This window comes from Vreelandella sp. 162(4c) (genome assembly GCF_058152265.1).
Genome location: NZ_CM176981.1, coordinates 5,343,051 through 5,367,029, shown reverse-complemented (window position 1 = coordinate 5,367,029; position 23,979 = coordinate 5,343,051). Strand labels below are relative to the sequence as shown.

The 23,979-nt window shown below is 53.8% G+C and carries 26 protein-coding genes; 15 read left to right on the top strand and 11 right to left on the bottom strand.

The window, feature by feature from the left end; genetic code table 11:
• Positions 1-195: 195 nt before the first annotated feature.
• The 5 genes from metH (at position 196) to AC4EYZ_RS24770 (ending at position 9,019) form a co-directional block, all read left to right on the top strand.
• Positions 196-3,891 carry a methionine synthase gene (gene metH / locus AC4EYZ_RS24790; RefSeq protein WP_233973988.1) on the top strand — a complete coding sequence of 1,232 codons (3,696 nt, stop codon included), beginning with the start codon at positions 196-198 and terminating at the stop codon, positions 3,889-3,891.
• Between the two features lie 3 nt (positions 3,892-3,894).
• Positions 3,895-5,220, top strand: coding sequence for an MATE family efflux transporter (locus tag AC4EYZ_RS24785; RefSeq protein WP_233973987.1), 1,326 nt, complete (start codon positions 3,895-3,897; stop codon positions 5,218-5,220).
• A 156-nt stretch (positions 5,221-5,376) separates the two neighbouring features.
• Positions 5,377-7,029, top strand: a complete 1,653-nt coding sequence (locus AC4EYZ_RS24780; protein ID WP_027959435.1) for a nitrite/sulfite reductase — start codon at positions 5,377-5,379, stop codon at positions 7,027-7,029.
• Positions 7,022-7,570: a DUF934 domain-containing protein gene (locus AC4EYZ_RS24775; protein ID WP_041158467.1), complete on the top strand. Its 549-nt coding sequence runs from the start codon at positions 7,022-7,024 to the stop codon at positions 7,568-7,570. The genes AC4EYZ_RS24780 and AC4EYZ_RS24775 overlap by 8 nt, the downstream gene beginning before the upstream one ends.
• Positions 7,571-7,661: 91 nt before the next feature.
• A protein-coding gene (locus AC4EYZ_RS24770; RefSeq protein ID WP_223827930.1) for an IS3 family transposase occupies positions 7,662-9,019 on the top strand; the annotation gives its coding sequence in 2 pieces (ribosomal slippage) (positions 7,662-8,141 and positions 8,144-9,019; 1,356 coding nt in all).
• 77 nt (positions 9,020-9,096) lie between these two features.
• Here AC4EYZ_RS24770 and smrA read toward each other — a convergent pair.
• Positions 9,097-9,687, bottom strand: a complete 591-nt coding sequence (gene smrA / locus AC4EYZ_RS24765; protein WP_027959436.1) for a DNA endonuclease SmrA — start codon at positions 9,685-9,687, stop codon at positions 9,097-9,099.
• 218 nt (positions 9,688-9,905) lie between these two features.
• On the opposite strand from smrA, the gene AC4EYZ_RS24760 reads away from it, so the two are divergent.
• The 3 genes from AC4EYZ_RS24760 (at position 9,906) to AC4EYZ_RS24750 (ending at position 11,471) form a co-directional block, all read left to right on the top strand.
• Positions 9,906-10,376 carry a gamma-glutamylcyclotransferase family protein gene (locus tag AC4EYZ_RS24760; protein WP_041159505.1) on the top strand — a complete coding sequence of 157 codons (471 nt, stop codon included), beginning with the start codon at positions 9,906-9,908 and terminating at the stop codon, positions 10,374-10,376.
• An 85-nt stretch (positions 10,377-10,461) separates the two neighbouring features.
• Positions 10,462-11,085 (top strand): NAD(P)H:quinone oxidoreductase, encoded by a 624-nt coding sequence (gene wrbA / locus AC4EYZ_RS24755; RefSeq protein WP_041159472.1) that lies wholly within the window; start codon positions 10,462-10,464, stop codon positions 11,083-11,085.
• A complete protein-coding gene (locus AC4EYZ_RS24750; RefSeq protein ID WP_041159473.1) occupies positions 11,082-11,471 on the top strand; it encodes a DUF2069 domain-containing protein in 390 nt (129 codons plus the stop codon). The genes wrbA and AC4EYZ_RS24750 overlap by 4 nt, the downstream gene beginning before the upstream one ends.
• An 8-nt stretch (positions 11,472-11,479) precedes the next feature.
• On the opposite strand, the gene AC4EYZ_RS24745 is transcribed toward AC4EYZ_RS24750, so the two are convergent.
• Positions 11,480-12,166, bottom strand: coding sequence for a cytochrome b/b6 domain-containing protein (locus AC4EYZ_RS24745; RefSeq protein ID WP_041159474.1), 687 nt, complete (start codon positions 12,164-12,166; stop codon positions 11,480-11,482).
• Positions 12,167-12,401: 235 nt separating this feature from the next.
• Here AC4EYZ_RS24745 and pdxH point away from each other — a divergent pair, with 235 nt between their 5' ends.
• Positions 12,402-13,046 carry a pyridoxamine 5'-phosphate oxidase gene (pdxH, locus tag AC4EYZ_RS24740; protein ID WP_009287866.1) on the top strand — a complete coding sequence of 215 codons (645 nt, stop codon included), beginning with the start codon at positions 12,402-12,404 and terminating at the stop codon, positions 13,044-13,046.
• 74 nt (positions 13,047-13,120) lie between these two features.
• Here the strand turns inward: pdxH and AC4EYZ_RS24735 are convergent, their stop codons facing one another.
• Positions 13,121-15,868: a bifunctional acetate--CoA ligase family protein/GNAT family N-acetyltransferase gene (locus tag AC4EYZ_RS24735; protein WP_414126793.1), complete on the bottom strand. Its 2,748-nt coding sequence runs from the start codon at positions 15,866-15,868 to the stop codon at positions 13,121-13,123.
• Positions 15,869-15,971: 103 nt separating this feature from the next.
• Between AC4EYZ_RS24735 and AC4EYZ_RS24730 the strand changes: the two genes are divergently transcribed.
• Positions 15,972-16,913 (top strand): histone deacetylase family protein, encoded by a 942-nt coding sequence (locus AC4EYZ_RS24730; protein ID WP_009287865.1) that lies wholly within the window; start codon positions 15,972-15,974, stop codon positions 16,911-16,913.
• Positions 16,914-17,035: 122 nt separating this feature from the next.
• Entirely contained in the window at positions 17,036-17,668 is a 633-nt protein-coding gene (locus tag AC4EYZ_RS24725; protein ID WP_009287864.1) for a helix-turn-helix domain-containing protein, read from the top strand.
• 33 nt (positions 17,669-17,701) lie between these two features.
• Here the strand turns inward: AC4EYZ_RS24725 and AC4EYZ_RS24720 are convergent, their stop codons facing one another.
• The 7 genes from AC4EYZ_RS24720 to AC4EYZ_RS24690 all read right to left on the bottom strand — a co-directional run bounded on the left by AC4EYZ_RS24720 (position 17,702) and on the right by AC4EYZ_RS24690 (position 20,690).
• Positions 17,702-18,052 carry a TusE/DsrC/DsvC family sulfur relay protein gene (locus tag AC4EYZ_RS24720; protein WP_233973984.1) on the bottom strand — a complete coding sequence of 117 codons (351 nt, stop codon included), beginning with the start codon at positions 18,050-18,052 and terminating at the stop codon, positions 17,702-17,704.
• A 1-nt stretch (position 18,053) separates the two neighbouring features.
• Positions 18,054-18,344 carry a sulfurtransferase complex subunit TusB gene (tusB, locus tag AC4EYZ_RS24715; RefSeq protein ID WP_041159476.1) on the bottom strand — a complete coding sequence of 97 codons (291 nt, stop codon included), beginning with the start codon at positions 18,342-18,344 and terminating at the stop codon, positions 18,054-18,056.
• Between the two features lie 16 nt (positions 18,345-18,360).
• Positions 18,361-18,726 (bottom strand): sulfurtransferase complex subunit TusC, encoded by a 366-nt coding sequence (gene tusC / locus AC4EYZ_RS24710; protein WP_041159477.1) that lies wholly within the window; start codon positions 18,724-18,726, stop codon positions 18,361-18,363.
• Between the two features lie 10 nt (positions 18,727-18,736).
• Entirely contained in the window at positions 18,737-19,126 is a 390-nt protein-coding gene (tusD, locus tag AC4EYZ_RS24705; protein ID WP_474192019.1) for a sulfurtransferase complex subunit TusD, read from the bottom strand.
• Between the two features lie 84 nt (positions 19,127-19,210).
• Positions 19,211-19,891, bottom strand: coding sequence for a Bax inhibitor-1/YccA family protein (locus AC4EYZ_RS24700; protein ID WP_022523447.1), 681 nt, complete (start codon positions 19,889-19,891; stop codon positions 19,211-19,213).
• 303 nt (positions 19,892-20,194) lie between these two features.
• A complete protein-coding gene (locus tag AC4EYZ_RS24695; RefSeq protein WP_022523446.1) occupies positions 20,195-20,365 on the bottom strand; it encodes a hypothetical protein in 171 nt (56 codons plus the stop codon).
• A 142-nt stretch (positions 20,366-20,507) separates the two neighbouring features.
• Positions 20,508-20,690: a hypothetical protein gene (locus tag AC4EYZ_RS24690; protein WP_027959445.1), complete on the bottom strand. Its 183-nt coding sequence runs from the start codon at positions 20,688-20,690 to the stop codon at positions 20,508-20,510.
• Between the two features lie 133 nt (positions 20,691-20,823).
• Between AC4EYZ_RS24690 and AC4EYZ_RS24685 the strand changes: the two genes are divergently transcribed.
• The 4 genes from AC4EYZ_RS24685 to AC4EYZ_RS24670 all read left to right on the top strand — a co-directional run bounded on the left by AC4EYZ_RS24685 (position 20,824) and on the right by AC4EYZ_RS24670 (position 22,791).
• Complete coding sequence (locus tag AC4EYZ_RS24685) at positions 20,824-20,994, top strand: hypothetical protein (protein WP_161793664.1); 171 nt, start codon at positions 20,824-20,826, stop codon at positions 20,992-20,994.
• Between the two features lie 50 nt (positions 20,995-21,044).
• A complete protein-coding gene (locus tag AC4EYZ_RS24680) occupies positions 21,045-21,371 on the top strand; it encodes a hypothetical protein (protein ID WP_141224391.1) in 327 nt (108 codons plus the stop codon).
• Positions 21,368-21,511, top strand: coding sequence for a hypothetical protein (locus AC4EYZ_RS24675; RefSeq protein ID WP_155705851.1), 144 nt, complete (start codon positions 21,368-21,370; stop codon positions 21,509-21,511). The genes AC4EYZ_RS24680 and AC4EYZ_RS24675 overlap by 4 nt, the downstream gene beginning before the upstream one ends.
• Positions 21,512-21,729: 218 nt before the next feature.
• On the top strand, positions 21,730-22,791 hold the full coding sequence (locus AC4EYZ_RS24670; protein WP_233973982.1) for an ion channel: 1,062 nt from the start codon (positions 21,730-21,732) through the stop codon (positions 22,789-22,791).
• Positions 22,792-22,890: 99 nt separating this feature from the next.
• On the opposite strand, the gene AC4EYZ_RS24665 is transcribed toward AC4EYZ_RS24670, so the two are convergent.
• Positions 22,891-23,796 carry an extracellular catalytic domain type 1 short-chain-length polyhydroxyalkanoate depolymerase gene (locus AC4EYZ_RS24665; protein WP_041159480.1) on the bottom strand — a complete coding sequence of 302 codons (906 nt, stop codon included), beginning with the start codon at positions 23,794-23,796 and terminating at the stop codon, positions 22,891-22,893.
• Between the last annotated feature and the right edge of the window lie 183 nt (positions 23,797-23,979).

The following is a 23,979-nucleotide window of genomic DNA, read 5'->3' as shown; positions in this document are numbered from 1 at the left end:
TTAGTCGGCTATTTTAAACGGCTCTTTTTACGAGCGACTATTAATTATCTTTCCTTATCTCGCGTATAGCCTCCGTAGGGGCGCCTTTTGCCATCCCTTTTGTTATCATTATGCGCCTTATAACGACAGATGCTGCTTTTCCGACGATAACAACATCCCCTTTGACGACTGTGACGCTGGAGAACTCCCCCTGCCATGGCTGATAGTGCTTTGATCGCAACCCTCACCCAACGCCTTGCCCAACGTATCCTGATTCTGGATGGCGGCATGGGAACCATGCTGCAGAATGCCCAGTTGAGCGAGGAAGATTTTCGCGGCGAACGGTTTAGCGACTGGCCCTCTGATCTCAAAGGCAATAATGATCTGCTCGCGCTAACCTGCCCCGAAGTGGTCACGCGGATTCACCGTGACTACCTGGAAGCCGGTGCCGACATTATTGAGACCAACACCTTTAATAGCACTCAGCTGTCACAGTCTGATTACGGTATGGAATCGCTGGTGGTTGAACTCAACCGCGAGTCAGCGCGCCTAGCCCGAGAGGTGTGTGATGCAGTGGCCGCCGAAACCGGCGTACCCCGCTACGTTGCGGGGGTGTTAGGCCCCACCTCGCGCACCGCGTCGCTATCGCCGGATGTGAATGATCCCGCCAAGCGTAACGTCACCTTCGATGAGCTGCGTGAGAACTACTATGAAGCCGCTGAAGCGCTGATTGCAGGCGGTGCCGATCTGATCATGATCGAAACCATCTTCGATACGCTTAACGCCAAGGCCGCGATCTATGCCCTGGAAGAGCTGTTCGATGACCGCGGCGAGCGCTTGCCGGTAATGATCTCCGGCACCATTACCGATGCCTCGGGGCGTACGCTTTCAGGTCAAACCACCGAAGCCTTCTGGAACTCGGTACGCCATGCTCAGCCGCTGTCGGTAGGCTTGAACTGTGCCTTGGGTGCCGAGGAGCTGCGCCCCTATCTGGAAGAACTCTCTACCAAAGCCGATACCTTTGTCTCCGCCCACCCCAATGCGGGCCTGCCCAACGAGTTTGGTGAGTACGACCAAACGCCGGAAGAGATGTCGGAGATCGTCAGCGAGTTTGCTGCCAGCGGGTTGGTGAATATTATCGGTGGCTGCTGTGGCTCCACGCCCGAGCACATTCGCGCCATTGCTGATTCGGTTCGCGATATGACGCCGCGGGTAATTCCTGAGCGCAGCCGCGCCTGCCGTCTATCAGGCCTAGAGCCGTTCAACATTGAGGCTGACTCGCTGTTCGTCAATGTCGGCGAGCGCACCAACGTCACCGGCTCTGCGCGCTTTAAGCGCTTGATTGTGGAAGAGGACTTCACCACCGCCTTGGAAGTCGCCCTGGAGCAGGTCGAAAACGGCGCCCAGGTCATCGATATCAATATGGACGAGGGCATGCTCGAGTCCAAGGAAGCCATGGAGCGCTTCCTTAACTTGATCGCCGGCGAGCCAGATATCGCCCGTGTGCCGATTATGATCGACTCCTCCAAGTGGGAGATTATCGAAGCGGGCCTCAAGTGCGTCCAGGGTAAGGCGGTGGTGAACTCCATCTCGCTTAAAGAGGGCGAAGCCGCCTTCCGCGAACAGGCGACCAAGTGCCGCCGCTTTGGCGCTGCGATTGTCGTCATGGCCTTTGATGAAGAGGGCCAGGCAGACACCTTCGCCCGCAAAACCGAAATTTGTCAGCGCGCCTATCGCCTGTTGGTCGATGAGATCGGCTTCCCCGCCGAAGACATCATCTTCGACCCTAATATCTTTGCTATTGCCACGGGTATTGAGGAGCACAATAACTACGCGGTCGACTTTATCGAAGCGACTCAGTGGATTCGCGAAAACCTGCCCCACGCAATGATCTCGGGTGGTGTGTCTAACGTCTCGTTCTCGTTCCGTGGCAACAACCCAGTACGCGAAGCGATTCACTCGGCGTTCCTTTATCATGCGATCCGCGCGGGCCTCACCATGGGCATCGTCAACGCAGGCCAGCTCGCTGTTTACGACGACCTCCCCGCCGAGTTGCGCGATGCGGTTGAAGACGTGGTGCTTAACCGGCGTAGCGATGGCACCGAGCGCTTGCTGGATATTGCCGATAAGTATAAAGGCGACGGCAGCGGTGCCGCTAAAAAAGAGGATCTTGAGTGGCGCAGCTGGCCGGTTAACAAGCGTATCGAACACGCGCTGGTTAAAGGTATTACGGTGTATATTGAGGATGACACCGAACAGGCCCGCGCCGAGGCCGAACGCCCTATTGAGGTGATCGAAGGCCCGCTGATGGACGGTATGAACGTGGTCGGCGATTTGTTTGGCGACGGCAAAATGTTCCTGCCCCAGGTAGTTAAGTCTGCGCGGGTGATGAAACAGGCCGTGGCCTACCTGATCCCGTATATCGAAGCCGAGAAGAGCGAAGAGACCAAAGCCAAAGGTAAAATCGTCATGGCCACGGTCAAAGGCGATGTTCACGATATCGGCAAAAATATCGTCGGCGTGGTCTTGCAGTGTAATAACTACGAAGTGATTGACCTTGGTGTTATGGTCGCCGCCGACAAAATCTTACAGGCGGCCAAAGATCACAACGCCGATATTATCGGTCTTTCGGGCCTGATTACCCCGTCGCTGGATGAAATGGTGCACGTCGCCAAAGAGATGCAGCGCCGCGGCATGGATCTACCGCTGCTAATTGGCGGTGCCACCACGTCAAAAGCGCACACTGCCGTCAAAATCGAGCCCCAGTATGAGCACCCGGTGATTTACGTGACCGACGCCTCCCGGGCCGTTGGTGTAGCGGGCAAATTATTGACGCCTGCTTTAAAAACACCTTACGTCGCCGAAATCCGTGAAGAGTACGAAAAAGTTCGTGAGCGTAACGCCAAGCGCCGCCCCAAAGCGGCGGATCTGGACTACACCCAGGCGCGCAAGCGGCGTTTCCGCACCGACTGGAACAACCACACCCCCGCCGAGCCCAATATGTTGGGGTTAAAAACCTTCGATGATTACGATCTGGAAGAACTGATCGAACGCATCGACTGGACGCCGTTCTTTATGAGCTGGCAGCTAGCGGGCAAGTACCCCAAAATTCTCGACGACAAAGTCGTCGGCGAGGCGGCCCGCAACCTGTTTGAAGACGCCAAAGTGATGCTACGCAAGCTGGTCGATGAAAAGCGCGTTCAGGCCCGTGGTGTTATCGGCCTGTGGCCCGCCAATAGCGTGGATGATGATGTCATCGAGGTGTACGCCGATGAGTCACGCAGCGAAGTCGTCGAACGTCTCTTCCATATCCGTCAACAGACCACCAAAGGCCGCGACGGTATCTGCTACAGCCTGGCCGATTTTATTGCCCCCAAAGAGAGCGGCAAAGCCGACTGGATTGGCGGCTTTGCGGTCACTACGGGCCACGGTGTCCATGAGCTATCCAAAGCTTATGAGGCGGCAGGCGATGACTACAATGCGATTATGGTGCAGGCGTTGACGGATCGCCTTGCGGAGGCCTTTGCCGAGCGCATGCATGAACGGGTGCGTAAAGAGTTTTGGGGCTATGTACCGGAAGAAACGCTGGACAACGATGCCCTGATCGCTGAGAAGTATCAGGGCATCCGCCCTGCCCCCGGTTACCCTGCCTGCCCGGATCATACCGAAAAAGCCACGCTATTCCGGTTGCTCGATGCCACCGAAAATACCGGTTTGGCGTTGACCGAAAACTTCGCTATGTGGCCTGCGGCAGCGGTTTCCGGCTGGTACTTTGCTCATCCGCAGTCGAAGTACTTCTCTACCGGTAAGATCACCCGCGATCAGGTCGAGGCTATCGCCGCGCGTAAGCAGATGCCCCTTGAAGAAATGGAGCGCTGGCTCTCACCGGTACTTTCCTACGACCCGAGCTAAGTAATGCTGTTTGTCGCTCGCCGTCACGGCAAGGTTATTCGACTTGCCTTGCCTATCATGCTGGGCATGCTCTCCCAGAGCATGCTTAACTTGATCGATGCCGTCCTGGTGGGGCATTTAGGCGAGGTAGCGCTTGCGGGTGTTGGCGTGGGCGGTTACGCCATGTTTATGCTCAGTGCTCTTGTGTTTGGCCTCTCCTCCAGCGTGCAGTCACAAACCGCCCAGCGCGAGGGGGCTGCCCACGCGGATATTGCCTATCCGCTTAACTCGGGGCTGGTGATTGGGCTTGTGGTTGGCCTGCCGCTGTCCGTCTGGGCTTGGTGGCAAGCACCGCTGCTGATTGGTTTGATTAGCCAAGCCGATGATGTTCAAAGCGTCGCCGTTGACTATCTTCGTTGGCGGGTGGTGTCACTAATGGCCATTGCGCTAACGCTCTGCTTTCGTGGCTACTGGAACGGTCGCCAGCAAACGCATCTCTACTTGCGTATCATCGTGGCGGTTCACTTGATTAATGTGGCGGCCAGTGCGGGGTTTATCTATGGATTCGCCGGGCTACCCAAAATGGGCGCGAGCGGTGCGGGTGCTGGTACAACACTATCGCTGTTTATTGGCTTGATTGTTTGGTGTTGGGTGAGCATAAAAAGCCCATCTATCCAGCATTTTTTGACACGCATACCTTGCTTAGCCACCCTGCGCACGACCTTGGTACTTGCCGTTCCTCACTCTTTGCAGCAGTTTTTATTTGCAGCGGGTTATGCGGTACTCATTTGGTTACTTAGCCAGCTAGGCACGGCCAGTGTCGCGGTTGGCCATGTATTGATTAATCTTTCACTGCTGCTAATTTTGCCGGGGGTGGGGATTGGCGTTGCGGCGATGAGCTTGGTGGGTGAGGCATTAGGCCGAGATGCTCAGCACGAAGCCCACCGCTGGGGTCTGGATGCGCTGCGAGTCGCATGGCTACTTTTACTTGTGCTGGCGCTGCCGATGTTAGTGATACCTGAACAGGTACTTGGGATATTTTTCAGCAGTAGCGAGCTAGTGGCGCTGGGTAAACTCCCGTTGCAGATAACCGGCGTGATGATTGTGCTGGATGCCGCCGCTTTAGTGCTCGCCCAGGCCTTAATGGGCGCGGGCGCTCAACGCACGGTGATGATGTTGACCCTGGGGATGCAGTGGCTACTTTTTTTACCCCTGGCCTGGTGGGTCGGGATTGGTTTAGACCAGGGCTTATTAGGTATCTGGCTTATGCAACTGCTCTATCGGTTGATAAACTCAGCCGGCTTTTTATGGGTATGGCAACGACGCCGCTGGCTGGCCCCTGCTTTCTAACAGTCTGCCTGACCCGTAATTGGTGTTCTAAATAGCTTTTAGAGATAAAAAGATAATTATATATTCTTTTGAAGAATATGACGCCCGCGTTAAGGTGACGCTACATTAACGTCCGTCTCAACGTGACCATTTCGCTTTTTAGCAGGATCGTGCCACATGTACCGTTATGATATTCACGACCAAACCCTGGTTGACGAGCGTGTCGCTCAGTTCCGCGACCAAATGGAACGCTACCGCGCCGGGCGTTTGGGAGAAGAGGAGTTTCGCCCTTTACGGTTGCAGAACGGCCTCTATATTCAGCGCCATGCGCCTATGCTGCGTATTGCGATTCCTTACGGCATGCTGGCGGGTAGCCAACTGCGTGCCCTGGCTGAGATCACCCGCCGCTATGACCGCGGCTACGGCCACTTTACCACCCGGCAAAATTTGCAGCTCAACTGGCCTGCCCTTGAAGACGTGCCGGATATTTTGGCAGATCTCGCCAAAGTACAAATGCACGCGATTCAAACCAGTGGTAACTGCATTCGTAACACCACCAGCGACCAGTTTGCCGGCATCGCCAACGATGAAGTGGAAGATCCACGTCCCTGGTGCGAATTAATCCGCCAGTGGTCGACTCTGCACCCGGAATTCGCCTATCTGCCGCGTAAGTTTAAAATCGCGGTCAGCGGTGCGGCCCAAGACCGTGCGGCGATTCAAGTGCACGACATTGGCCTACGTCTATGGCACAACGACGACGGCGAGCTGCGTGTGAAAGTGCTAGCCGGCGGCGGCCTTGGCCGTACTCCTATGATTGCAGACGTGGTACGTGAAGATCTGCCCTGGCAGCATCTGCTCACCTACCTGGAAGCCTGTGTACGGGTTTACAACCAGTTTGGTCGCCGGGATAACAAGTTCAAGGCGCGGATTAAAATCCTGGTAAAAGCCCTGGGTATTGAGGAGTTCCGTCGCCGGGTGGAAGAAGAGTGGGCGCATTTGAAAGACGGCCCGCAAACGCTTAACCAAGCAGCCGTCGACGCAGCCAAAGTTCACTTCCCTGAGCCTGATCGTCGCCCGGTTGCAGAGAGCGCTAACGAGGATTTTGACCGCTTGCGCGCTGAAAACCGCAGCTTCGCACGCTTTGTCACCAACAACGTGACCGACCACAAAGTGCCCGGCTATAAGGCCGTAACGCTGTCACTGAAACGCCGCGAGCACGCGCCTGGGGATGTCACCGCTGACCAAATGGAAGCCGTCGCAGATTTAGCCGATCGCTACAGCTTTGGTGAAGTGCGTGTTACCCACGAACAGAACCTGGTGCTTTCTGACGTACCGGTCGATGAACTGGAAGCGCTGTGGGAAGAGCTTGAAGCGTTGGGTATGGCGAACCCCACCGTGGGCACGCTCAACGACATTATCTGCTGCCCTGGAGGCGACTACTGCAGCTTGGCTAATGCGGTCTCCATTCCCATTGCCCAGGCGCTGCAGGAACGTTTTGAAGACCTCGACTTCTTGTATGACCTTGGCCCGCTGGATCTGAATATCTCCGGCTGCATGAATGCTTGTGGCCACCACCATGTGGGTCATATCGGCATCCTGGGCGTGGATAAAAAAGGCGAAGAGTTCTATCAGATATCGATTGGCGGCAACTCCACCGACGATGCCTCGCTTGGTAAGATTTTAGGCCCATCCTTTTTCCGCTCAGACGTGCCGGATGTGGTTGAAAAAGTATTGGAAGTCTATGTGTCGCAGCGCCATGAGGACGAACGCTTCTTGGATACTTACCGCCGTATTGGCCTAAAACCCTTTAAGGAGCGTGTCTATGCCTAATAAAACAGCTGAGACGCAAGCTGAAGCGGTTGAACAGACACCGGTTCATGTCGATCACTTGATTTTCAATGGCGAGCTTGCGGCGGAAAACGCTTGGTGTGTTTCCTACGATGCAGACACCCTGCCCGAACAGCGCCCAGCGTTTGTGCCGCTGGCGTTGTGGCAGGCCAATCAGGAAGACGCTGAGCTGGCACCACTACTCACCAGCGATACCGAGCTGACGGCCGAATTAGGCAAACAGCTTGGTAATGCCGTAGCCATCGCTATTGACTTCCCTGCCTTCACCGATGGCCGTGGCTACAGCATCGCCCGCCTGCTGCGCGAGCGCTACGGCTATAGCGGCGAAGTGCGCGCGGTGGGTGATGTCCTGGTCGATCAGCTGGAGTATATGCGCCGTTGTGGTTTTACTGCCATGGCGCTGCGCGATGACCAGCATCCCGAGGATGCCCTGCGCGCGCTAAGTTTTATCAGCGTTCGCTACCAACCCGATGTTGAAGAGCGACAGGCGCTGTTTGAGCGCCGTTTAGCCGATACTAAGTAGACGCAGGGCGTGAATGTTATAAACCCAAAAGGGCAGCTTCTGAACTGCACCCCAAAAGTTGGACGCTCATCCAACGATTGGGGTGTTTTTCATGACGAAACATAATGAAGCGTTCAAGTTACTAGTAGTGCAACGCTACGCAGAAGGACAGCAGGGTTACAAGAGTCTGGCCAGACAGTACGGTCTTGGCCCTACAACCGTCAGGCGTTGGGTTAAACACTTTGAACAGCATGGTCTAAGTGGCTTGCAGAAAAAGTTCACCCACTACAGCGCTGAGTTCAAATTAGCGGTGTTGCAACAGATGAGGCAAGAGGAGCTATCAGCCTTACAAGCGACGACTCTGTTCGATATTCGAGGTGGTACGAGCGTCGTACGGCAGTGGGAAAGCCAGTATCATGAAGGAGGCTTCCAAGCGTTGGAGCCTAAAGCCCGAGGACGTCCGACGAAGATGCCTACAACAGAGCCCCCAAAGCCCCCACTTCCACTGACGGATAAGAGCTCGCTGGAGCAGCTGCTCCAAGAGAATGAGTACTTGCGTGCTGAGGTGGCCTACCTAAAAAAGTTGAGGGCCTTGCGTCAGGCAAAAGAACAAGCCGCGCAGAAAAAGCGCAGATAGTCCTTGAGCTGAAGCAAGGCCACCCTTTGGCGGTGCTGCTAAAAGTAGCAGAATTGTCGCGTAGTACGTTCTATTATCAGGCAAGGGCTCAGCAGTTGGAAGATCGGCATGCTGGTCTGAAGCGACGCATTCACGTCCTCTACGAGCATCACAAAGGCCGCTACGGTTATCGCCGAATCACAGCAGCGTTGCGTCAGTCGGGCGAGCAGGTCAACCATAAGACAGTCCAGCGCCTAATGCAGCATCTAGGCTTGAAGTCGCTGGTACGCCCGAAGAAATACCGCTCCTATCGTGGACAACAGGCCAGTGTTCCCAATCTTCTTGCCCGCCAGTTTCATGCTGAACGACCCAACCAAAAGTGGGTAACCGACGTCACGGAGTTTAATATCCGAGGCGAAAAGCTGTACTTGTCGCCTGTGATGGATCTCTACAACGGGGAAATCGTGTCCTACTCAATGCAGAAACAGCCGCAGTACTCGCTGGTAGGGGGGATGCTCAAGAAAGCCTTGGCTAAGTTGGCCGACCAAGACGCGCCTTTACTGCATTCTGATCAAGGCTGGCAATATCAGATGTCAGCTTACCGGCGTAAGCTCAGCGAGCATGGCGTGATTCAGAGCATGTCACGTAAAGGCAATTGCCTGGATAATGCCGCAATGGAGAGCTTCTTTGGTACGCTGAAGTCAGAATATTTTTACCTGAACCGCTTTGACACCATTGAGCAATTACAGGCGGGCATTCGGCACTATATCCATTACTACAATCACGAGCGGATTAAGACCAAATTAAAAGGCCTGAGTCCGGTGCAGTACCGAAATCAGGCCTTGGCTGCTTAGTTTTTCACTGTCCAAGTTTATGGGGTCAGTTCATTCGGCTGCCCTTTTTATTTGTGACTGGCTCTATTATTAAACCGTCACCCCCGCCGCTTCTGCTGGCGCTCACGGTTATTGGCTTTGGCGCGATCGCTTTTACGTAGCATTACCCAGGTCGCGCCCAACCCACCTTCCGAAGGCTGTGCGGAGACGTACGCCTGCACTTCCTCAAACTGGCATAGCCACTTGGCCAAGTATGAACGCAGTACGTTGGCGGGGCTATCAATCTCTCGCCCGCGGCCATGCACGATCATAACGGAGCGTAAATCGTGGGCGTAGGCTTCTTGAATAAAGGGAAACAGCATACGGCGACACTCTGTTAATGGGCGCCGAAGCAAGTGGAGCTGCGACTGAACGCTATAGCCCCCGTGCTTTAATTTATCGACTACACCCTGCTGAATGCCCTCGCGGCGATACTCCATGGGATCAAAGGGGGGCAGCAGATCGACAAAGTCGTCGGACAGAAAGTTGCGTGCCCCCATCTCTTCCTCTGCCCACTCCCGCCGAGCCAACTGGGATTCTGAGGGGCTTTTGCGATTAGCGCCTGGGTCAGCACGATTTCTCGGTGGCAAAGGTTTCACATCACCTACGAGAGCACGAAAATCCAGATCATCACGAAGCGGCTGATTCATTGCAGGCTCCTACGGCAGGTTCTAATGAGCACCTATTTTACATGCAGGCTTTACCAACATAGCCTAGCAAACCTGGGTAGTTTGCTTAAGCAGATTCATACAGTCGATAACATAGAACTTGTCATCCTCTGCCTGTAGCGACAAGCTAAACGTCCGTTTTTTTTATCGCCCCATTCATATTCTCATCCTACATTGCGAGGCGCCCTGGTGTGATTAAAATGGTTTGGCTAAAACGCCTTTTGATTTTAAGCGGTGTGGGGCTCCTTAGCTTAGCCGGGTGGCTCTGGTTAACCATGCTGAGCCCGTGGTTTTATGACCGACCTGACGATCTTCCTACTATCGAACAGCGAACCCATCAGGTCTTTGTGTATGGCACGCTACGCTATGCCCCCGTTCGCTTAGTGGTCATGGGAAGTTTCGGTGCCCCTAAAGATGCGGTGCTAGCGGGGTACCAACGCAACGGTCTCGACCTTTCACCCCAGCCGGGGAGCAACGTTAAGGGCCTACTGTTACGAGTGGATGCCGACGAGCTGTCTCGTCTTGATCGCTACGAACGACTGGGGATTCGTTACGAGCGCAGGACAATAACCCTCGACGATGGTACCCGGGCCTGGGTCTACCTGCGTTTACCTGAGCAACAAAATACGTTTGTACAGCACGCGGACTTCCCGTTCGCTCTGATACCATAGACACCATGCTGTGCCCTATTTTGCAAAACCCTCATGCAAAGCCCTATTGCCAGGACAGCTTTTATGAACCCATTCAGGAATAGTGATGAGTGAAATGACACCGTACGTTTTGGTTCTGTACTACTCGCGCTCTGGCGCGACCGCCACCATGGCGCAGCAGGTTGCGGCTGGTGTAGAAAGCGTGCCGGGTATTCAAGCGCGTTTACGCACAGTGGCGCCGGTTTCAACGACCTGTGAAGCCATTGAGCCAGAAATTCCTGCAGAGGGCGCTGTTTATGTTGAGCTAGACGACCTGCGCAACTGCAGCGGGTTAGCACTGGGTAGCCCCACCCGGTTTGGCAACATGGCCGCTCCGCTTAAGTATTTTATCGACTCCACCAGCAGCCTGTGGATGAACGGTGCCTTGATCGACAAACCCGCCAGTGCCTTCACTTCGACCTCCAGCCTCCACGGTGGGCAAGAGAGCACCCTGCTCACTATGCTGGTGCCGCTACTGCATCATGGCATGGTCTACGCAGGGGTTCCTTATAGTGAAACCACCTTGCTGGAAACGCGTACTGGTGGCACGCCCTATGGTGCAAGCCACTTAGCAGGAACGCGCAGTAACCGCTCTGTTGATGAGCACGAACGCGCGCTGTGTGTTGCCCAGGGCAAACGACTGGCACGACTCGCTCTAGCGCTGCACGCCATGCGTCAGGAGGCATTATGAGGCAGTGGCTGGAGGATGTAGAAGCACGCCATGGGCTTGATAAACTGACCCTTCGAAGCCGACAGGTGGTATTAGCCAGCTTTGCTCTTCTGCTGGTACTGGTTATTTACCGTGGCTTTTTACTCCAAGACGACGATTTTAACTGGCGGCCGGTGGTTGCGTTTGTGCTGCCCCTGGTACTGTTTTTACCCTCCATCATTGGTAAACGTGCTCGAGGCCACGCCTGGCTCGCCTTTGTTAGCCTGCTCTACTTCACGCAAGGTGTGATGTTGGTCACTTTGCCTGGGCAGGGCTTGCGTGGAGTGGTCGAGGCGGTTGTCGCACTGGTGCTATTTACCGGCTGTATGGGCTATGCGCGCTTTCGCAGTCGACAGCTGAATCAATAAACACCGCTTTAAAACCAGAGCCATAGTACGGTGCCCGCTGCAATCAATAGCGCACTCAGCGCACGTAAGCGCAGCGTGGCAGCCTGCAGTCGCTCCTTACGCGCATCGACAGGCTGCTGGCGAAAGCGCTTGGTACCTACCAGCATTGCTGCTACTAGCGGTTCACCTAGCAGCCGATGTGCGATCAAGCCAGCCAGGTGCAGCCCAATTAGAATGATGAGCAAATCACTGTTGAGCTGATGCAGTGTTCTCAACTGGTTGCCTACTGCTTCGCCAAATACGCCATAGAGCGGCGCCTGAAAAAAGATATCGTCACTTAAAAACAGCCCGCTCACGGCTTGAAAACTAAGCGAAAGAAGCATTAACAGCACCATCCAGCCGCCTAGTGGGTTATGGCTGGCATAAGCGCTGGGTTGGCGCTTAAAAAATGACTTGGCGTAGGCGACTGTTTTCGCGGGTGGATATAAAAACGTTTTAAATCTCGCATACACGCTGCCCAAGGCACCCCACAGCCATCGGAAAACGAGTAGACCGATTATCAGGTAGCCCGCCTGGGCATGCACTTCAATTGGAAATAGGAAAGGCGCTCCGCTAGTCTTGGTGGTATAAAATGAAATCAACACCGCCGCCACTAACCCCCAGTGAAACAGGCGAAGCCAGCCATCCCATACCTCAATCGCTACCTTGTCGCGCATAACATGTCCTCTCTCAGCAGTGATGAGCCCCCAGTGGTGAGATAGCTTCGCATTAATTGAGCCTTTCTCATAGAATGCGAGACAGTTAGCCGCAATCGTCAGTCGTAACGATTAGTCGCAACACCGCCGAAAATATAAGCAGTGAGTCAACGCATTAAACATCCATTGATGTCGGTCACTTGAGCTTTAAAGACAGACCGGCGAACATGGATGAAACTCCAGGGAGAAGTATTCGATGACACGTAACATAGCCGATATCAGGCGTGATTATGAAGGCGGCAGGCTTGATGAGTCCCAGACACCCGACGATCCATTCGTGCTATTCGATGAGTGGTTTAGCCTTGCCCTGGAAAAAGAGGGCAAAGATGGCAACGCCATGACACTAGCCACCGTAGATAGCCAAGGCCGCCCTCACGCGCGGGTGGTGCTGTTAAAGGGATTTGATGAGCGCGGCATGGTTTTTTACACCAATTACCATAGCCATAAGGGGAGCGAGCTGAGCAATGTGCCCTTCGCGGCCATGACCTTCTGGTGGCCTTCGCTTTCACGGCAGGTACGCATAGAAGGCCCAGTTGAGCAGGTTTCAGCCGATGAGTCTGATGAGTACTTTGCCAGCCGACCTCGGGGTAGCCAATTGGGCGCATGGATTGCGACTCAAAGTGTAGTGATTCCCGACCGTAACTGGATCGAAGAGCGCCAAAAGCGCTTTGAGCAAGCCTATGATGGCCAGGATATTCCCCGCCCGATCCACTGGGGGGGCTATCGTGTCACGCCGGAAATGATCGAGTTTTGGCAGGGTCAGCCTAGTCGCCTACATGACCGCCTACGCTTTGAGCGTCGTGACGGCGGTGAATGGGGCCGTTTCCGCATGGCGCCATAACGTCAGCAACAAGTTCACAATTTAGGCCTGTGTTTTATACGCAGGCCTTATCGTTTTTAAAGCTTTTCAAATGCCTAATCCGGTAGGCTCTCAAGGCGGTGCCGCTGCCATTCACTTTCGGGCTCGTTGAGACGCAGCACGGCATCAATCACTTGCTCCTCCATGTTGTAGCGGCATTTAAAGCCTAAGTGTTTCATTAGCGCCCGCATTGGATGGTTATCGACCATAATTTTGCCGATCATTTCCAGAGTGCCGATGTTCGTGCAGTAATCGATCATCTTCTTCATTAGCAGGCTGCCAATGCCCAGCCCTTGAAGGTCATCACGAATAATGACCGAGAACTCGGTACGAATATTGTCCGGGTCATTCCATACCCGCACCACCCCAAGCATCTCTTTGCTGCCCTCATCGCCTAAATATTCCGCGATAAACGCCATCTGACGGTCGTAATTGATATGCGACAGGATCGACAGGTCGCGCTGAGTTAAATTGGACTTATTGTGGAAGTAGCGGAAACGAATACTCTCTTCCGAGAGCTGGCGATGGAAGGTGGTAATCAAATGGGCATCTTCGGCACGAATAGGCCTTACCTCGACCTGCCAGCCGTTTTTCAGCGTCACCCATTCACGCAGCTCTTCAGGGTACGGCATGATCGCAAAGCGCGATGGCGAACCAAGATCCAGGGCGAAATCGACGGCGACCATACCGTCACGATTCAGCAGCAGAGGATTTACTTCCAGACCCCGTAGATCGCTTAGATCGGAGGCCATTTGCGATAGTTTGACCAGCATTTGGCATAAATGCTGAATGTCACGCTCTGGGTCGGCGGAGTGTTCACGAATTAATGAGGCGGCGTGGGTTCTTCCTACCACATCGGCGGCCAGGCTCATGTTGAGCGGCGGCAACGCCACCTGGCGGTCAGCCAGCACGTTGACCTTATAGCCGCCGATGCCAAAGACGATAAGTGGGCCGAAGACAGGGTCACGGGTAATACCGGCACAAATCTGCATTGAGTGCTTGCCACGCTGCATGGGCTGCAAACAGTACTCGCGGATCGCGTACTCGGGAAATTTCTCAGCGACCTTCTCGCCTAGCTGGCGAACCCCATCCGCCACCTGTTCGGGCGTGTCCAAATCCTGTAGCAAGCCCGCTGAAATTTTATGCGGATGCTTGCGGTAGCGATAAGGGCGACAGTTGCCTTCATGAACCACTTTCAGCGCTTTGGTGCCAGGGATCTCCGCAGCGCGGGCAAGCGCTTCATCGGGGGTGGCCAAATAGACGCTGGGCGCCGTGGGAATGCCATAGGCTTCAAGCACTTGGGCCGTTTCTGAGTGGGTCAAGGTTTGCCTGCCCTGCTCTTTTGCCTGCTTAATCAGCGTACGGCACTGGGCGCGTATTTCCGGGCTAGTGGAAAACGGCAGGCTGGGCGGGATCTCCTGCAGCAGCGCTTGAACGCGCTGATAAATCACCATATGCATAAACGCCTTAACGGCTTTTTCAGGTGAAATATAGGTTGGAATCCCGGCTAAATTGCAGATATGGCGAGCATTGAGCGCTTCTTTTAAGCCCATCCAGCTGGTGAGCAGGTTGCGGCGGAACTTCTTGCGGTTATCGATCAGCGCCTGGGCAGTGACCAGCGATGGCGCCATCCGGGTAGGCGCGTGTACCACGAGTACTGCATCCACGTTGGCGTCAGCAGCGACAATCTCCAGCGCTTGGACAAACCGCTCGGGCGAGGCATTGCCGCCCAGATCCACCGGGTTCTCGCCCGGCTTGCTCATATCGACCTCGCTACGGTGCAGCGCTGCCTGGGTTTCGTCGCTAAATTCAGCCAATTTACCGCCCGCGCTAATCAGCTTATCGATCGCCAGCATGGCGGGCCCTAAACCGTTAGAGACAATGGCCAGACGATCGCCCTTCAGGGGTTTCATGCGCGACAGGGTTTCCAGCGCATCAAGCAGCTCATCGGAATCATTTACCCGCACCACCCCTGCCCGAGCAAAAGCGGCATCAAACACCACGTCACGGTTAGCAATCCCAGGCGTGGGTGACATGCCGGATATATCCGATTCTGGGGTGCGGCCGCTTTTTATTGCCAGTACCAGACGATTACGTGATGCATCACGCACGGCGGTCATAAAGTGCTGGGCGTCGCTGATTCGCTCAAGGTGCAGCATAATGGCCTGAGCGGGCGAGAATTGATTAACGTAATCGATCAGGTCTGGCAATAGCACATCGACACTGTCGCCAACGGTTATCAAGTGCGAAAAGCCCACATCACGCCCGGCGGCCCAATCAATCATCGCATTGGCCAGCATGCCGGACTGGCCCAGGTAAGCGACGCGGCCCGCTTTCACCGGCTGACTGGCGTAAGAGGCGTTAAGCTTTTTGCCCGGTACAATTAGCCCCATGCACTCGGGGCCGAGTACACGAATACCCGAGACGCGTGCCGCACTCAACATTCGTTCGCGAATGGAACCCTGATTGCCTTTATCTCGATCCAGGTAAGCCCCGCCCGAGAGCACCAGGGCCGCTTTGACACCGTATTGCCCAAGCTTTTTAATCAGGCTAGGCACACCTTCAATCGGCGAGCAGACCACGGCTAAGTCGGGCACTTCGGGTAGCTCGCTTACGCGGCTGACGCACGGCACACCGAAGACTTGGGAGTAGCCTTTTAGATTGACTGCCCAGAGCGGCCCTTTAAAGCCACCCTCCTGAATATTTCTCAGCACTAGACCGCCCAACGACGCGGGTTTTTCAGAGGCGCCAAACACCGCTAGTGTGCGAGGTTCGAAAAAATGGTGTAAAAAGCGCGTACTCAAAATGCGTCTCCCCTGACATGAATCGCGGCTGTACGACTTATTGACACTGTCGCCCAGGCCCTGAAGGCGATTAAGGTGGCATCAATGATAATGGAGCGTTGGAATGATTACCGCCTACCTTACCCACCCAGACTGCTCATTGCACCACATGGGGCCGGAGCATCCTGAAAGCCCTCAGCGTCTGGAGGCTATTCGCGCTCGCCTATCGCTTGTTGGGTTATTACAGCAAACCATGCAGGCCGATGCCAAGGCAGCCTGCGAGGAGTCTCTTGCCAGAGTACACCCCTTGCGCCATTTGCGCTCCCTAGAGAAGTGCTTGCCCACCGAAGGCATCGTTACGCTAGATAGCGATACCATGATGAATCCTGACAGCTTACAAGCCGCACGGGTTGCAGCGGGAGCGGTTATTCGTGGGGTAGATCAGGTATTTAAGCGTCAGGCGGATAACGTTTTTTGTGCGGTTAGACCACCAGGCCACCATGCGGAAGCCAGCGATGCGATGGGATTCTGTTTTTACAATAATATCGCCGTGGGGGCGGCCCATGCGCGAGCCAAATATGGTGCCAAGCGTATCGCTATACTGGATTTTGATGTTCACCAGTGCAATGGCACCATCGATATCTTTAAAAATGATCCTGAGATACTGATCTGCACCAGCTTCCAGTATCCGTTTTACCCCTGGCGTTATTTGCGCAGCGAGTGGCAAAACGTTGTGAATACCCCGCTTGAAGTGGGCACCGATGGCCCAGAGTTCCGGCGCATCATCGAAAACCACTGGCTACCTGCCCTGCACGCCTTTAAACCTGACTTGGTGATGCTCTCCGCGGGTTTCGACGCTCACCGTGATGACCCCATGGGGGATATCTGTTTAGAGGATGAAGACTTCTACTGGATTACCCATCTAGCCATGGAGATCGCCACCCTGTATGCCGATAATCGCATTGTATCGGTGCTTGAAGGCGGCTATAACCCGAAGTCACTGGCAAGTGGCGTTGAGGCACATCTAAAAGCGCTGTTGGGGCTGCCGTTTGCTGAAGTGCCCTAAGCAAGCGTCAGCGCTCTTGCTTCTGCCAGCCGTTCTTAGCCGCTTCTTTGCTGTGATATGATGTTCGTTTACGCGCGCCTATAGACACGCACCGTTAGACAACGCAGCCAATGTGACGACCTATGACCGCTACGACTGAAGAGCATGCCGCGCTGCGTATTGCATCGGGAAGCAAACCCTTTGTTGAGCCGTTGCGTTTAGGCGAGCGGCTCAAACAAATTCGTCTCGCTAATCAGTGGACGTTGGAAGAGGTTAGCCAGCGCACTGGGCTGGCCCGCTCAACGCTGTCTAAAATTGAGAACGATCAAGTCTCCCCCACCTTTAGCGTGGTGCAAAAACTCACTACCGGGCTCAACATCGACTTGCCTCAATTGCTCACGCCCCCCAAGCGGGAACGTTATACCATGGGGCGGCGCGATCTAACTCGTAAAGGCAAAGGGCAACTGCACCCCACGCCCACGTACGAGCACGAATTATTGGGCCATCAACTCGCCCAAAAACGTATGATTCCCTTCAAAACCATCGTACGTGCACGCAGCTTTGACGAGTATCACCAGTGGGTACGCCATGATGGCGAAGAGTTTTTGATGGTGCTGCATGGCGATATTATGCTCTACACCGAATTTTACGCCCCATTAGTGCTAGCTGAGGGCGACAGCATCTATTTTGATAGTGATATGGGCCATGCACTGGTATCCACTAGTCCAGACGATGCCGTTGTTTTGTCGGTCTGTACGCGCGGTGATGTGGCCTAAGCTATTCGAGAACCAGCGAGCCATTTACACGGGTTATAGGCAGTTGGTAGGCTTCGGCAAACCGGCCAAGCGGGCAATTCGCTTTGCCGGGCTGCCGGGGAAAAGCTGCATCAGGTAAATGGAACGCCCTTTCTCTTCACCCAGTGCGTTTTTGGTTGCTTTCACAAGCGGTCGCATCGCCGGAGCCATTTCGTAACGCTGATAAAATGCCCGCACGACTTCGATGACTTCCCAGTGTTCAGCGGTAAGTGTTAACCCCTCTTCTTCAGCCATTAAATGAGCGACAGATTCGTCCCACTCTGACTGGTTAACGAGATATCCTTCTGGGTCTAGCGGATATTTTTTTTGCGAATCAAGATAACGGTATATTTTCGTGTCAGACATCTTAGTACCAGGTAACTGTCTTTTCATACTGCTCGGTGAGCGCCACAAAGCCATCCATCTCTAGCGTGGGCAGCTCATTATCCGTGGCAATGCTGGCAAGCCCGCGGCTTATAAGGTCTTCCGATAGAAGGAATATGCGCGACTGACACTGCTGCCATGCCTGCCAGGAGGGATCAAGGGCAGCTGTTACCGCTTCTTCGATCAGCAGCACGGCATCCTGCCCCCCTATCGCTTGCTGCATTTGAGTAGCGACAATACTATCAGGCGCTTTGGTGAGGATGTGTAAGATCATAATTCTCTCACTAGGCCTAAAAGTTAAGTATCTGGGTGTGCTGCTGTAACAGCCCTGGTATTTCCTGATCCGCTATCAGGGTGATGCCCTCTACCAGTGAATCGGCGGATAGATGCATCCCTTGCAGCGCTTCTTCGGTCACCCAAAGCTTGTCAATATCATACATTTCCAACATATCAATGGTGGGCAGCGTGGCTTTTTGCCCCGGCGCACCACTGCCCTGTTCTTTCAGCAGTGCCATTATACCCTGCCCCATAAACAGCAAATGCACGGGTTGTCCAAAGGCCGCCGCCACCAGTGCGGCATCTAACCCTTCACGTAACCAGTTTGAGCTGTGGGGCGCGTGGCGAATTATCACTAATAGTGCATCAGGTGTCGCCATTGGCTCTCCTCTAAGCAAAGGTAATCAGGCGATCAGCGCGTTGCTGTAGCTCAAGCAGTTGCCCTAGCCCTGTCAACTCGAAAGGAGGTGCTACATTAACGACCTGCTTGCCATGTCGCTGTGCTTCCGATTCGCTCATCAAACCTCGTCGCAACGCAGCGGCAATACAGACATCTAACTGAATCGCATGCTGCTGATGCAGTTCAATCCAGGCTTCTCTGAGGTTGAGTTCATCCTGGGGAGGAGCCATCAGCGATGATGCATTATGAACGCCGTCGTGATAGAAAAAAACACCGGCAATCTGATGCCCTCGCGCTAGAACGGCATGGGCAAAACGCAATGCAGAGTGCGGTGCTGGACTGCTATACGGCGCCCCCATCACCAATAAGCCGTACTGCATCATGATAATACCTGGTAACAGTTACCCTAAAAAAAGACAGGCCCTAGCAATAGGGCCTGTCATATCGTCTATCGCTTGCTTAGATCAATCGCTGCTCATAATACCCAAAATCGACAACAGGCTAACAAACAGGTTGTAGATGGATACGTAGAGCGTCACCGTAGCGAGAATGTAGTTCGTTTCACCTGCGCGATGAATGATCTCGCTGGTTTGATACAGAATGGCTGCTGAAGCAAACAGTACAAAGCCAGCTGACACCATCAATGAAAGCGCCGGGATGTTAAAGAAGAACCCAGCCACCATGGCCAGAATCAACACGATGGCGCCCGCCATCAAGAAGTTGCTCAAAAAGCTAAAGTCTTTCTTGGTGGTAAGCGCTACCGCGGAAAGACCAACAAACGTCAGACCGGTCATGGCCAACGCGTTCATAATCAACGCACCGCCATTAGGCAGGGTCAGGTAGGCAGAAAGAATCGGCCCAAGCGTGAACCCCATAAAGCCGGTAAAGGCGAACGTTGCTAATAAGCCGGCCGCAGAATTTGCGGTTTTATGTACCAGGAACATTAAGCCGTAGGCACCAACCAAGAACACGAAGATGTTCATTTGTTGGATGCCGAGGGCTACAGCAGCACCCGCGGTGACTGCTGAGAACAGCAGCGTCATTGCCAGTAGCGCGTAGGTGTTACGCAATACCTTGTTAGTGCTAACACTATTGGCAACGCCACTCGACTGAGGACGTGCCGTACGTAAATCGTTGTAAGCCATGTGTTCATGCTCCCTAATGGTATTTCCAACAACTGACAAGCATGCCGTTACCGAGTTCCAGACGCAAGCCTTTGTCTGTATCGAGAACTCCCCTTCACCAATGGTTATTCAACGTTAAAACCGCTTTGTAAGCATTGTCTATGCTTGTTAAGCACTTCGTTTGGACACCAAAAGATGAAAAAAATTCTACTTATTGATCGTTCAAACCGCCCCTTTGGCGACGCCCAGCGCCGCCAAAGGGTTGCTAGCAAGGCTAGGTTATACTTCACCGGCTTCAAAAACCGGATCGAGGATAACCACTGCTTAGCTTTGCACCTCTTCTTCGTCTTCTTTTTCATCTTTATGTGGTGTAACGGAGGTTACCGCCGTTTGACGCGCATCTTGAGGAGAATTATAGATACGAGCATCAATCACGTGCAGTACCGCCAATTGCGCAAACAATACCGCAAAACAGACGATCAAACCTTTTAACATGGCGGCATATCCAGAGATGGTGGGACTAACATCCGCATATTAGCCGATCACTAGCCAAACACAATCTATTTTGTACGCCTGAAAATCCTCTGTTTGAAAGCGTTGAATAGCGCGCAAAGCAGCTGTTCAGAACACGCCGCGGCTACTCCTTAACGGATACTTTGCGCAGATCCTCAACCATTACCCCCTCGGGTAAATCTGATTCCTCCGCGGGCAGCCATACGGGAGAGAGAGCGCTATCTTCCCGGCCATCTTCATACTGATGACCGGGAATGCGGTAAACGATCTGACTGTGGTGGTGATCCCATGCAAATACACGATCCATATGCTTATCCTAAAAAATAAAACTTCAGCTATGACATTCAGGTTAAGCACGATGTTCCCTCGCATTACATCGACACATGCAACGCCTATAAGGTTAAATGTCGAATGGATTATTTGCTGACAAGGAGTCATCAATGAAAGCACTCATCGCCCTTTGCCAGGTTACCTTTATACTTGCAGGCTGCAGTTCAGGCCCCACTTCATCAAGAACCGCAGACTGTCGCCAACTGGCAGAGAAGGCTGGCGACACCATGGTCTACGGTGACTGCATACGCGGCACCCAAGTGAATAAGGCAGGATCTTAATACCACATTATTTTCACGTTGATTTTGCTGGATTAATGGCAGGTGATGGCTTGAAAGAACCTCATGGCGGTAAAGACCCACAAGAGGCCCTGCGTGCCAGGCTAACGAAAAGCTTACAAGAACGCAGGGCCTCGGCCCATCGCCGTAGAATCGGCGCCCGAGCGACTCGTCAACAGTTTTTAGAGGCGACTCGCAACGTTGGGGTCATTGTGGTCGCTACTTGCTTCACTGCTGGCTGGGTCGTCACTAACCCCAGCCTGAATACCGATAACGTTTGGCTCGGTGTGGGGCTAGGTATAATCTTGATCTTTGTAGGGTCTTTCGGCTATGGTTACGTTGAGCGTGATAAAACCTCAGATGAGGATGATAAGCCATGAATGAACTTATCCTTGCTGGCATGTTGATGAGCCTAGTGGTCGTGTCAGGTGGCATGGTATGGAGCCAGCACCGAGAACACCACGGTAAAAAATCGCTAACCGATAGCGCATTTTCCTGGATTGCCAAACACTTTGCTTAATAAATCCAGTTAGCAAATATGAAAGGGTCGCGAATAGCGGCCCTTTTGTTTATTACGAGTACGCTAGCAGGCGCGTATTGTTTCGCTTCAACAGCTCATTTTTATTTTAAAGGTGATGATAGGGCCAGCGACAGCGAAGGAACCGGGTCACTCTTTTATCATCACTCAATTCCCATGCCGAAAACTGGGCTGACACACCATCACCGTAAGAGACCACCATGCCTGTTATTCAGCGACTGCTCCGCGTTCTTAAAGCCTCTACGCTACAAATTTCGTGGACATTTTTGCTTCTTATTGTGCTCGCCCATATGGGCACCACCTGGATGCTTTTCTCACTGGTCGGCGAATCGGTGGCCGACTCCGCTACCAACTGGGTTTATTTTTATGTCGTTGTTTCTAGCACCGTAGGTTTCGGCGATTTCAGCCCAACAACCGTGGCCGGGAAGTGGATCGCTACGATCTATCTCATTCCAGGCGGCATTTCACTGTTCGCTGCCTTGATCGGTAAAGCCACCGTCACACTTTCAAATTTTTGGAGATTACAGATGCAAGGTAAAGGCGATTTCAGCCACTTGTCCGGTCACACCCTTGTCATTGGCTGGCACGGCGAAACTACCGAGCGCATTTTGGACATTCTTAAAGCCGATAAAGGCCTGCCGGATGAAGTCGTGCTCTGCGTTACCAAAGAGATGAGCAACCCACGCCCTGCGGATTTAAAGTTTATTAAAGGGGAAAGTTTCTCCAATGCCGAGCTTCTCAAGCGAGCGGGTGTCGAAAGCGCCAGCCGCATCATCATTTACGACACCAGCGATGATCGAGTGGCCACTGTCGCGCTGAGTGCCTACAGCCTTAAAGCAAAAAACGCCCATATCGTCGCCCACTGCGCCAATCCCGACACCGCAGCGATGTTACGGCGCACTTTGCCCGGCATCGAATGCACCCAGGCCTTAGCGTTGGAAATGCTGGTACGCTCAGCCTCTGATGCGGGAATTTCGCGGGTCGTTAACGAACTACTCGCGGTTGATCGTGGCGCTACCCAGTACCAAACCAGGTTAAGCCAACCGCCTGCCTGCGCCACCTTTGGCGATCTATTTATGCAAGCAAAAAAGGTTTATAACGCCACCGTACTGGGGCTCGCCAATAGCAGTGGCGACGGCGAAGGTAATATGCTCAATCCCGCCAACGACCGCCCACTCAAAGATGGTGACATACTCTACTACATGGCTGATAGACGCCTTTCTCAGCAGCAACTGAGCGAGCTTCTCAGCGTGGAAAGTTAACGAGGTAGGTTTGTTCTTGTGATAGTTCTGATATAGCGCTTGGGTTTAGAGGCGGCGGTAAAAAGCGGTAGCGGCGAGGCACACCCGGCTAACGCTCTCCTACTCCGTAAGCCCCCAAAAATGCGCTATATGCCGAGTCGACGAAATGCCGACTTCCAGCATATACTTATCTGCTTCTCCGAGGCCTTCGTCGCCTCCGGCCATGATTGGCGTTCCGTGGCCCATCCCCTCGATGATGTACTCCTCGATCACTTCCTGCCTATCCGCATTGCACCAGACCTGGCGGGGAAAACCGGCCACTTGCTCTACCCGTGTCGGTGGCCCTTCAACTTTGTGGATCTGCTGCCACTGCCGAACAATAGAATCGGCGTTGGCGTTATCAACGGTCGAATCGCTGCCCCCATGCCAGACCGAAATTGTTGGCCAAGGGCCGTCGAAAGTTGAAGCGCCACGCACAAGCGCGTCAAGCCGGTGGTCCGATGGGCCTCCATACCCCTTCATGCGAACCATCGCCTCTATCAGGTTGTCCGCGCTACGATAGGGAAGACCAGCGATGATCGCACCTCCTGCAAACACCTCTGGATAAGTCGCCAGCATCACCGATGTCATGGCACCACCTGAAGACATGCCGGTGACAAACACCCGCGTGGAATCGATGGCGTGATCATCAACAACCTGCTTGATCATATGACGAATAGAGAGTGGTTCACCGCCGCCTCGACGGCTATCGCCAGACTTGAACCAGTTGAAGCTGCTAATAGGGTTATTGGTTTTTCTTTGCTTTGGATACAGCAGTGCTATGCCGCTCTCATCGGCAAGAGTCGACCAACCTGACCCGCGGTCATAACCCTCCGCCGACTGGGTGCTGCCGTGAAGCACGACGACGAGCGGCCCATTCTTGGGGAAGTTCTTCGGTATATAGGTGTCCGCATGCAGCGACCCGGGGTCAGCCCCAAATTGTTGCAAGTTGGTCAGACGATCATGGCTATTTGAAGATGTCGGCATATAACCTCCTTGTACAGGTTAGTTCTAAGCTGGGGGTAGCAATCCACTCGCAAAAAGACAGCATTAGAGCTACCCCTGCTGCCAAAGGACAAAGAGCGGGGCGAAGAATGAGTTATAACCGAACAATTTATTTCAGGGAGGGACGCTGCCTCCCTTGCAGCGCATCGCGCAACATCCTTGTTT

Coding starts and splice junctions, on each gene's coding strand:
- pdxH (WP_009287866.1), top strand. CDS start 12,402: ATGACACGTAACATAGCCGATATCAGGCGTGATTATGAAGGCGGCAGG.
- tusD (WP_474192019.1), bottom strand. CDS start 19,126: ATGCAGTACGGCTTATTGGTGATGGGGGCGCCGTATAGCAGTCCAGCA.
- AC4EYZ_RS24665 (WP_041159480.1), bottom strand. CDS start 23,796: ATGCCGACATCTTCAAATAGCCATGATCGTCTGACCAACTTGCAACAA.
- AC4EYZ_RS24725 (WP_009287864.1), top strand. CDS start 17,036: ATGACCGCTACGACTGAAGAGCATGCCGCGCTGCGTATTGCATCGGGA.
- wrbA (WP_041159472.1), top strand. CDS start 10,462: ATGAGTGAAATGACACCGTACGTTTTGGTTCTGTACTACTCGCGCTCT.
- AC4EYZ_RS24730 (WP_009287865.1), top strand. CDS start 15,972: ATGATTACCGCCTACCTTACCCACCCAGACTGCTCATTGCACCACATG.
- AC4EYZ_RS24685 (WP_161793664.1), top strand. CDS start 20,824: ATGAAAGCACTCATCGCCCTTTGCCAGGTTACCTTTATACTTGCAGGC.
- metH (WP_233973988.1), top strand. CDS start 196: ATGGCTGATAGTGCTTTGATCGCAACCCTCACCCAACGCCTTGCCCAA.
- AC4EYZ_RS24690 (WP_027959445.1), bottom strand. CDS start 20,690: ATGGATCGTGTATTTGCATGGGATCACCACCACAGTCAGATCGTTTAC.
- AC4EYZ_RS24785 (WP_233973987.1), top strand. CDS start 3,895: ATGCTGTTTGTCGCTCGCCGTCACGGCAAGGTTATTCGACTTGCCTTG.
- AC4EYZ_RS24750 (WP_041159473.1), top strand. CDS start 11,082: ATGAGGCAGTGGCTGGAGGATGTAGAAGCACGCCATGGGCTTGATAAA.
- AC4EYZ_RS24720 (WP_233973984.1), bottom strand. CDS start 18,052: ATGTCTGACACGAAAATATACCGTTATCTTGATTCGCAAAAAAAATAT.
- tusB (WP_041159476.1), bottom strand. CDS start 18,344: ATGATCTTACACATCCTCACCAAAGCGCCTGATAGTATTGTCGCTACT.
- AC4EYZ_RS24700 (WP_022523447.1), bottom strand. CDS start 19,891: ATGGCTTACAACGATTTACGTACGGCACGTCCTCAGTCGAGTGGCGTT.
- smrA (WP_027959436.1), bottom strand. CDS start 9,687: ATGAATCAGCCGCTTCGTGATGATCTGGATTTTCGTGCTCTCGTAGGT.
- AC4EYZ_RS24675 (WP_155705851.1), top strand. CDS start 21,368: ATGAATGAACTTATCCTTGCTGGCATGTTGATGAGCCTAGTGGTCGTG.
- AC4EYZ_RS24780 (WP_027959435.1), top strand. CDS start 5,377: ATGTACCGTTATGATATTCACGACCAAACCCTGGTTGACGAGCGTGTC.
- AC4EYZ_RS24670 (WP_233973982.1), top strand. CDS start 21,730: ATGCCTGTTATTCAGCGACTGCTCCGCGTTCTTAAAGCCTCTACGCTA.
- tusC (WP_041159477.1), bottom strand. CDS start 18,726: ATGGCGACACCTGATGCACTATTAGTGATAATTCGCCACGCGCCCCAC.
- AC4EYZ_RS24745 (WP_041159474.1), bottom strand. CDS start 12,166: ATGCGCGACAAGGTAGCGATTGAGGTATGGGATGGCTGGCTTCGCCTG.
- AC4EYZ_RS24760 (WP_041159505.1), top strand. CDS start 9,906: ATGGTTTGGCTAAAACGCCTTTTGATTTTAAGCGGTGTGGGGCTCCTT.
- AC4EYZ_RS24695 (WP_022523446.1), bottom strand. CDS start 20,365: ATGTTAAAAGGTTTGATCGTCTGTTTTGCGGTATTGTTTGCGCAATTG.
- AC4EYZ_RS24775 (WP_041158467.1), top strand. CDS start 7,022: ATGCCTAATAAAACAGCTGAGACGCAAGCTGAAGCGGTTGAACAGACA.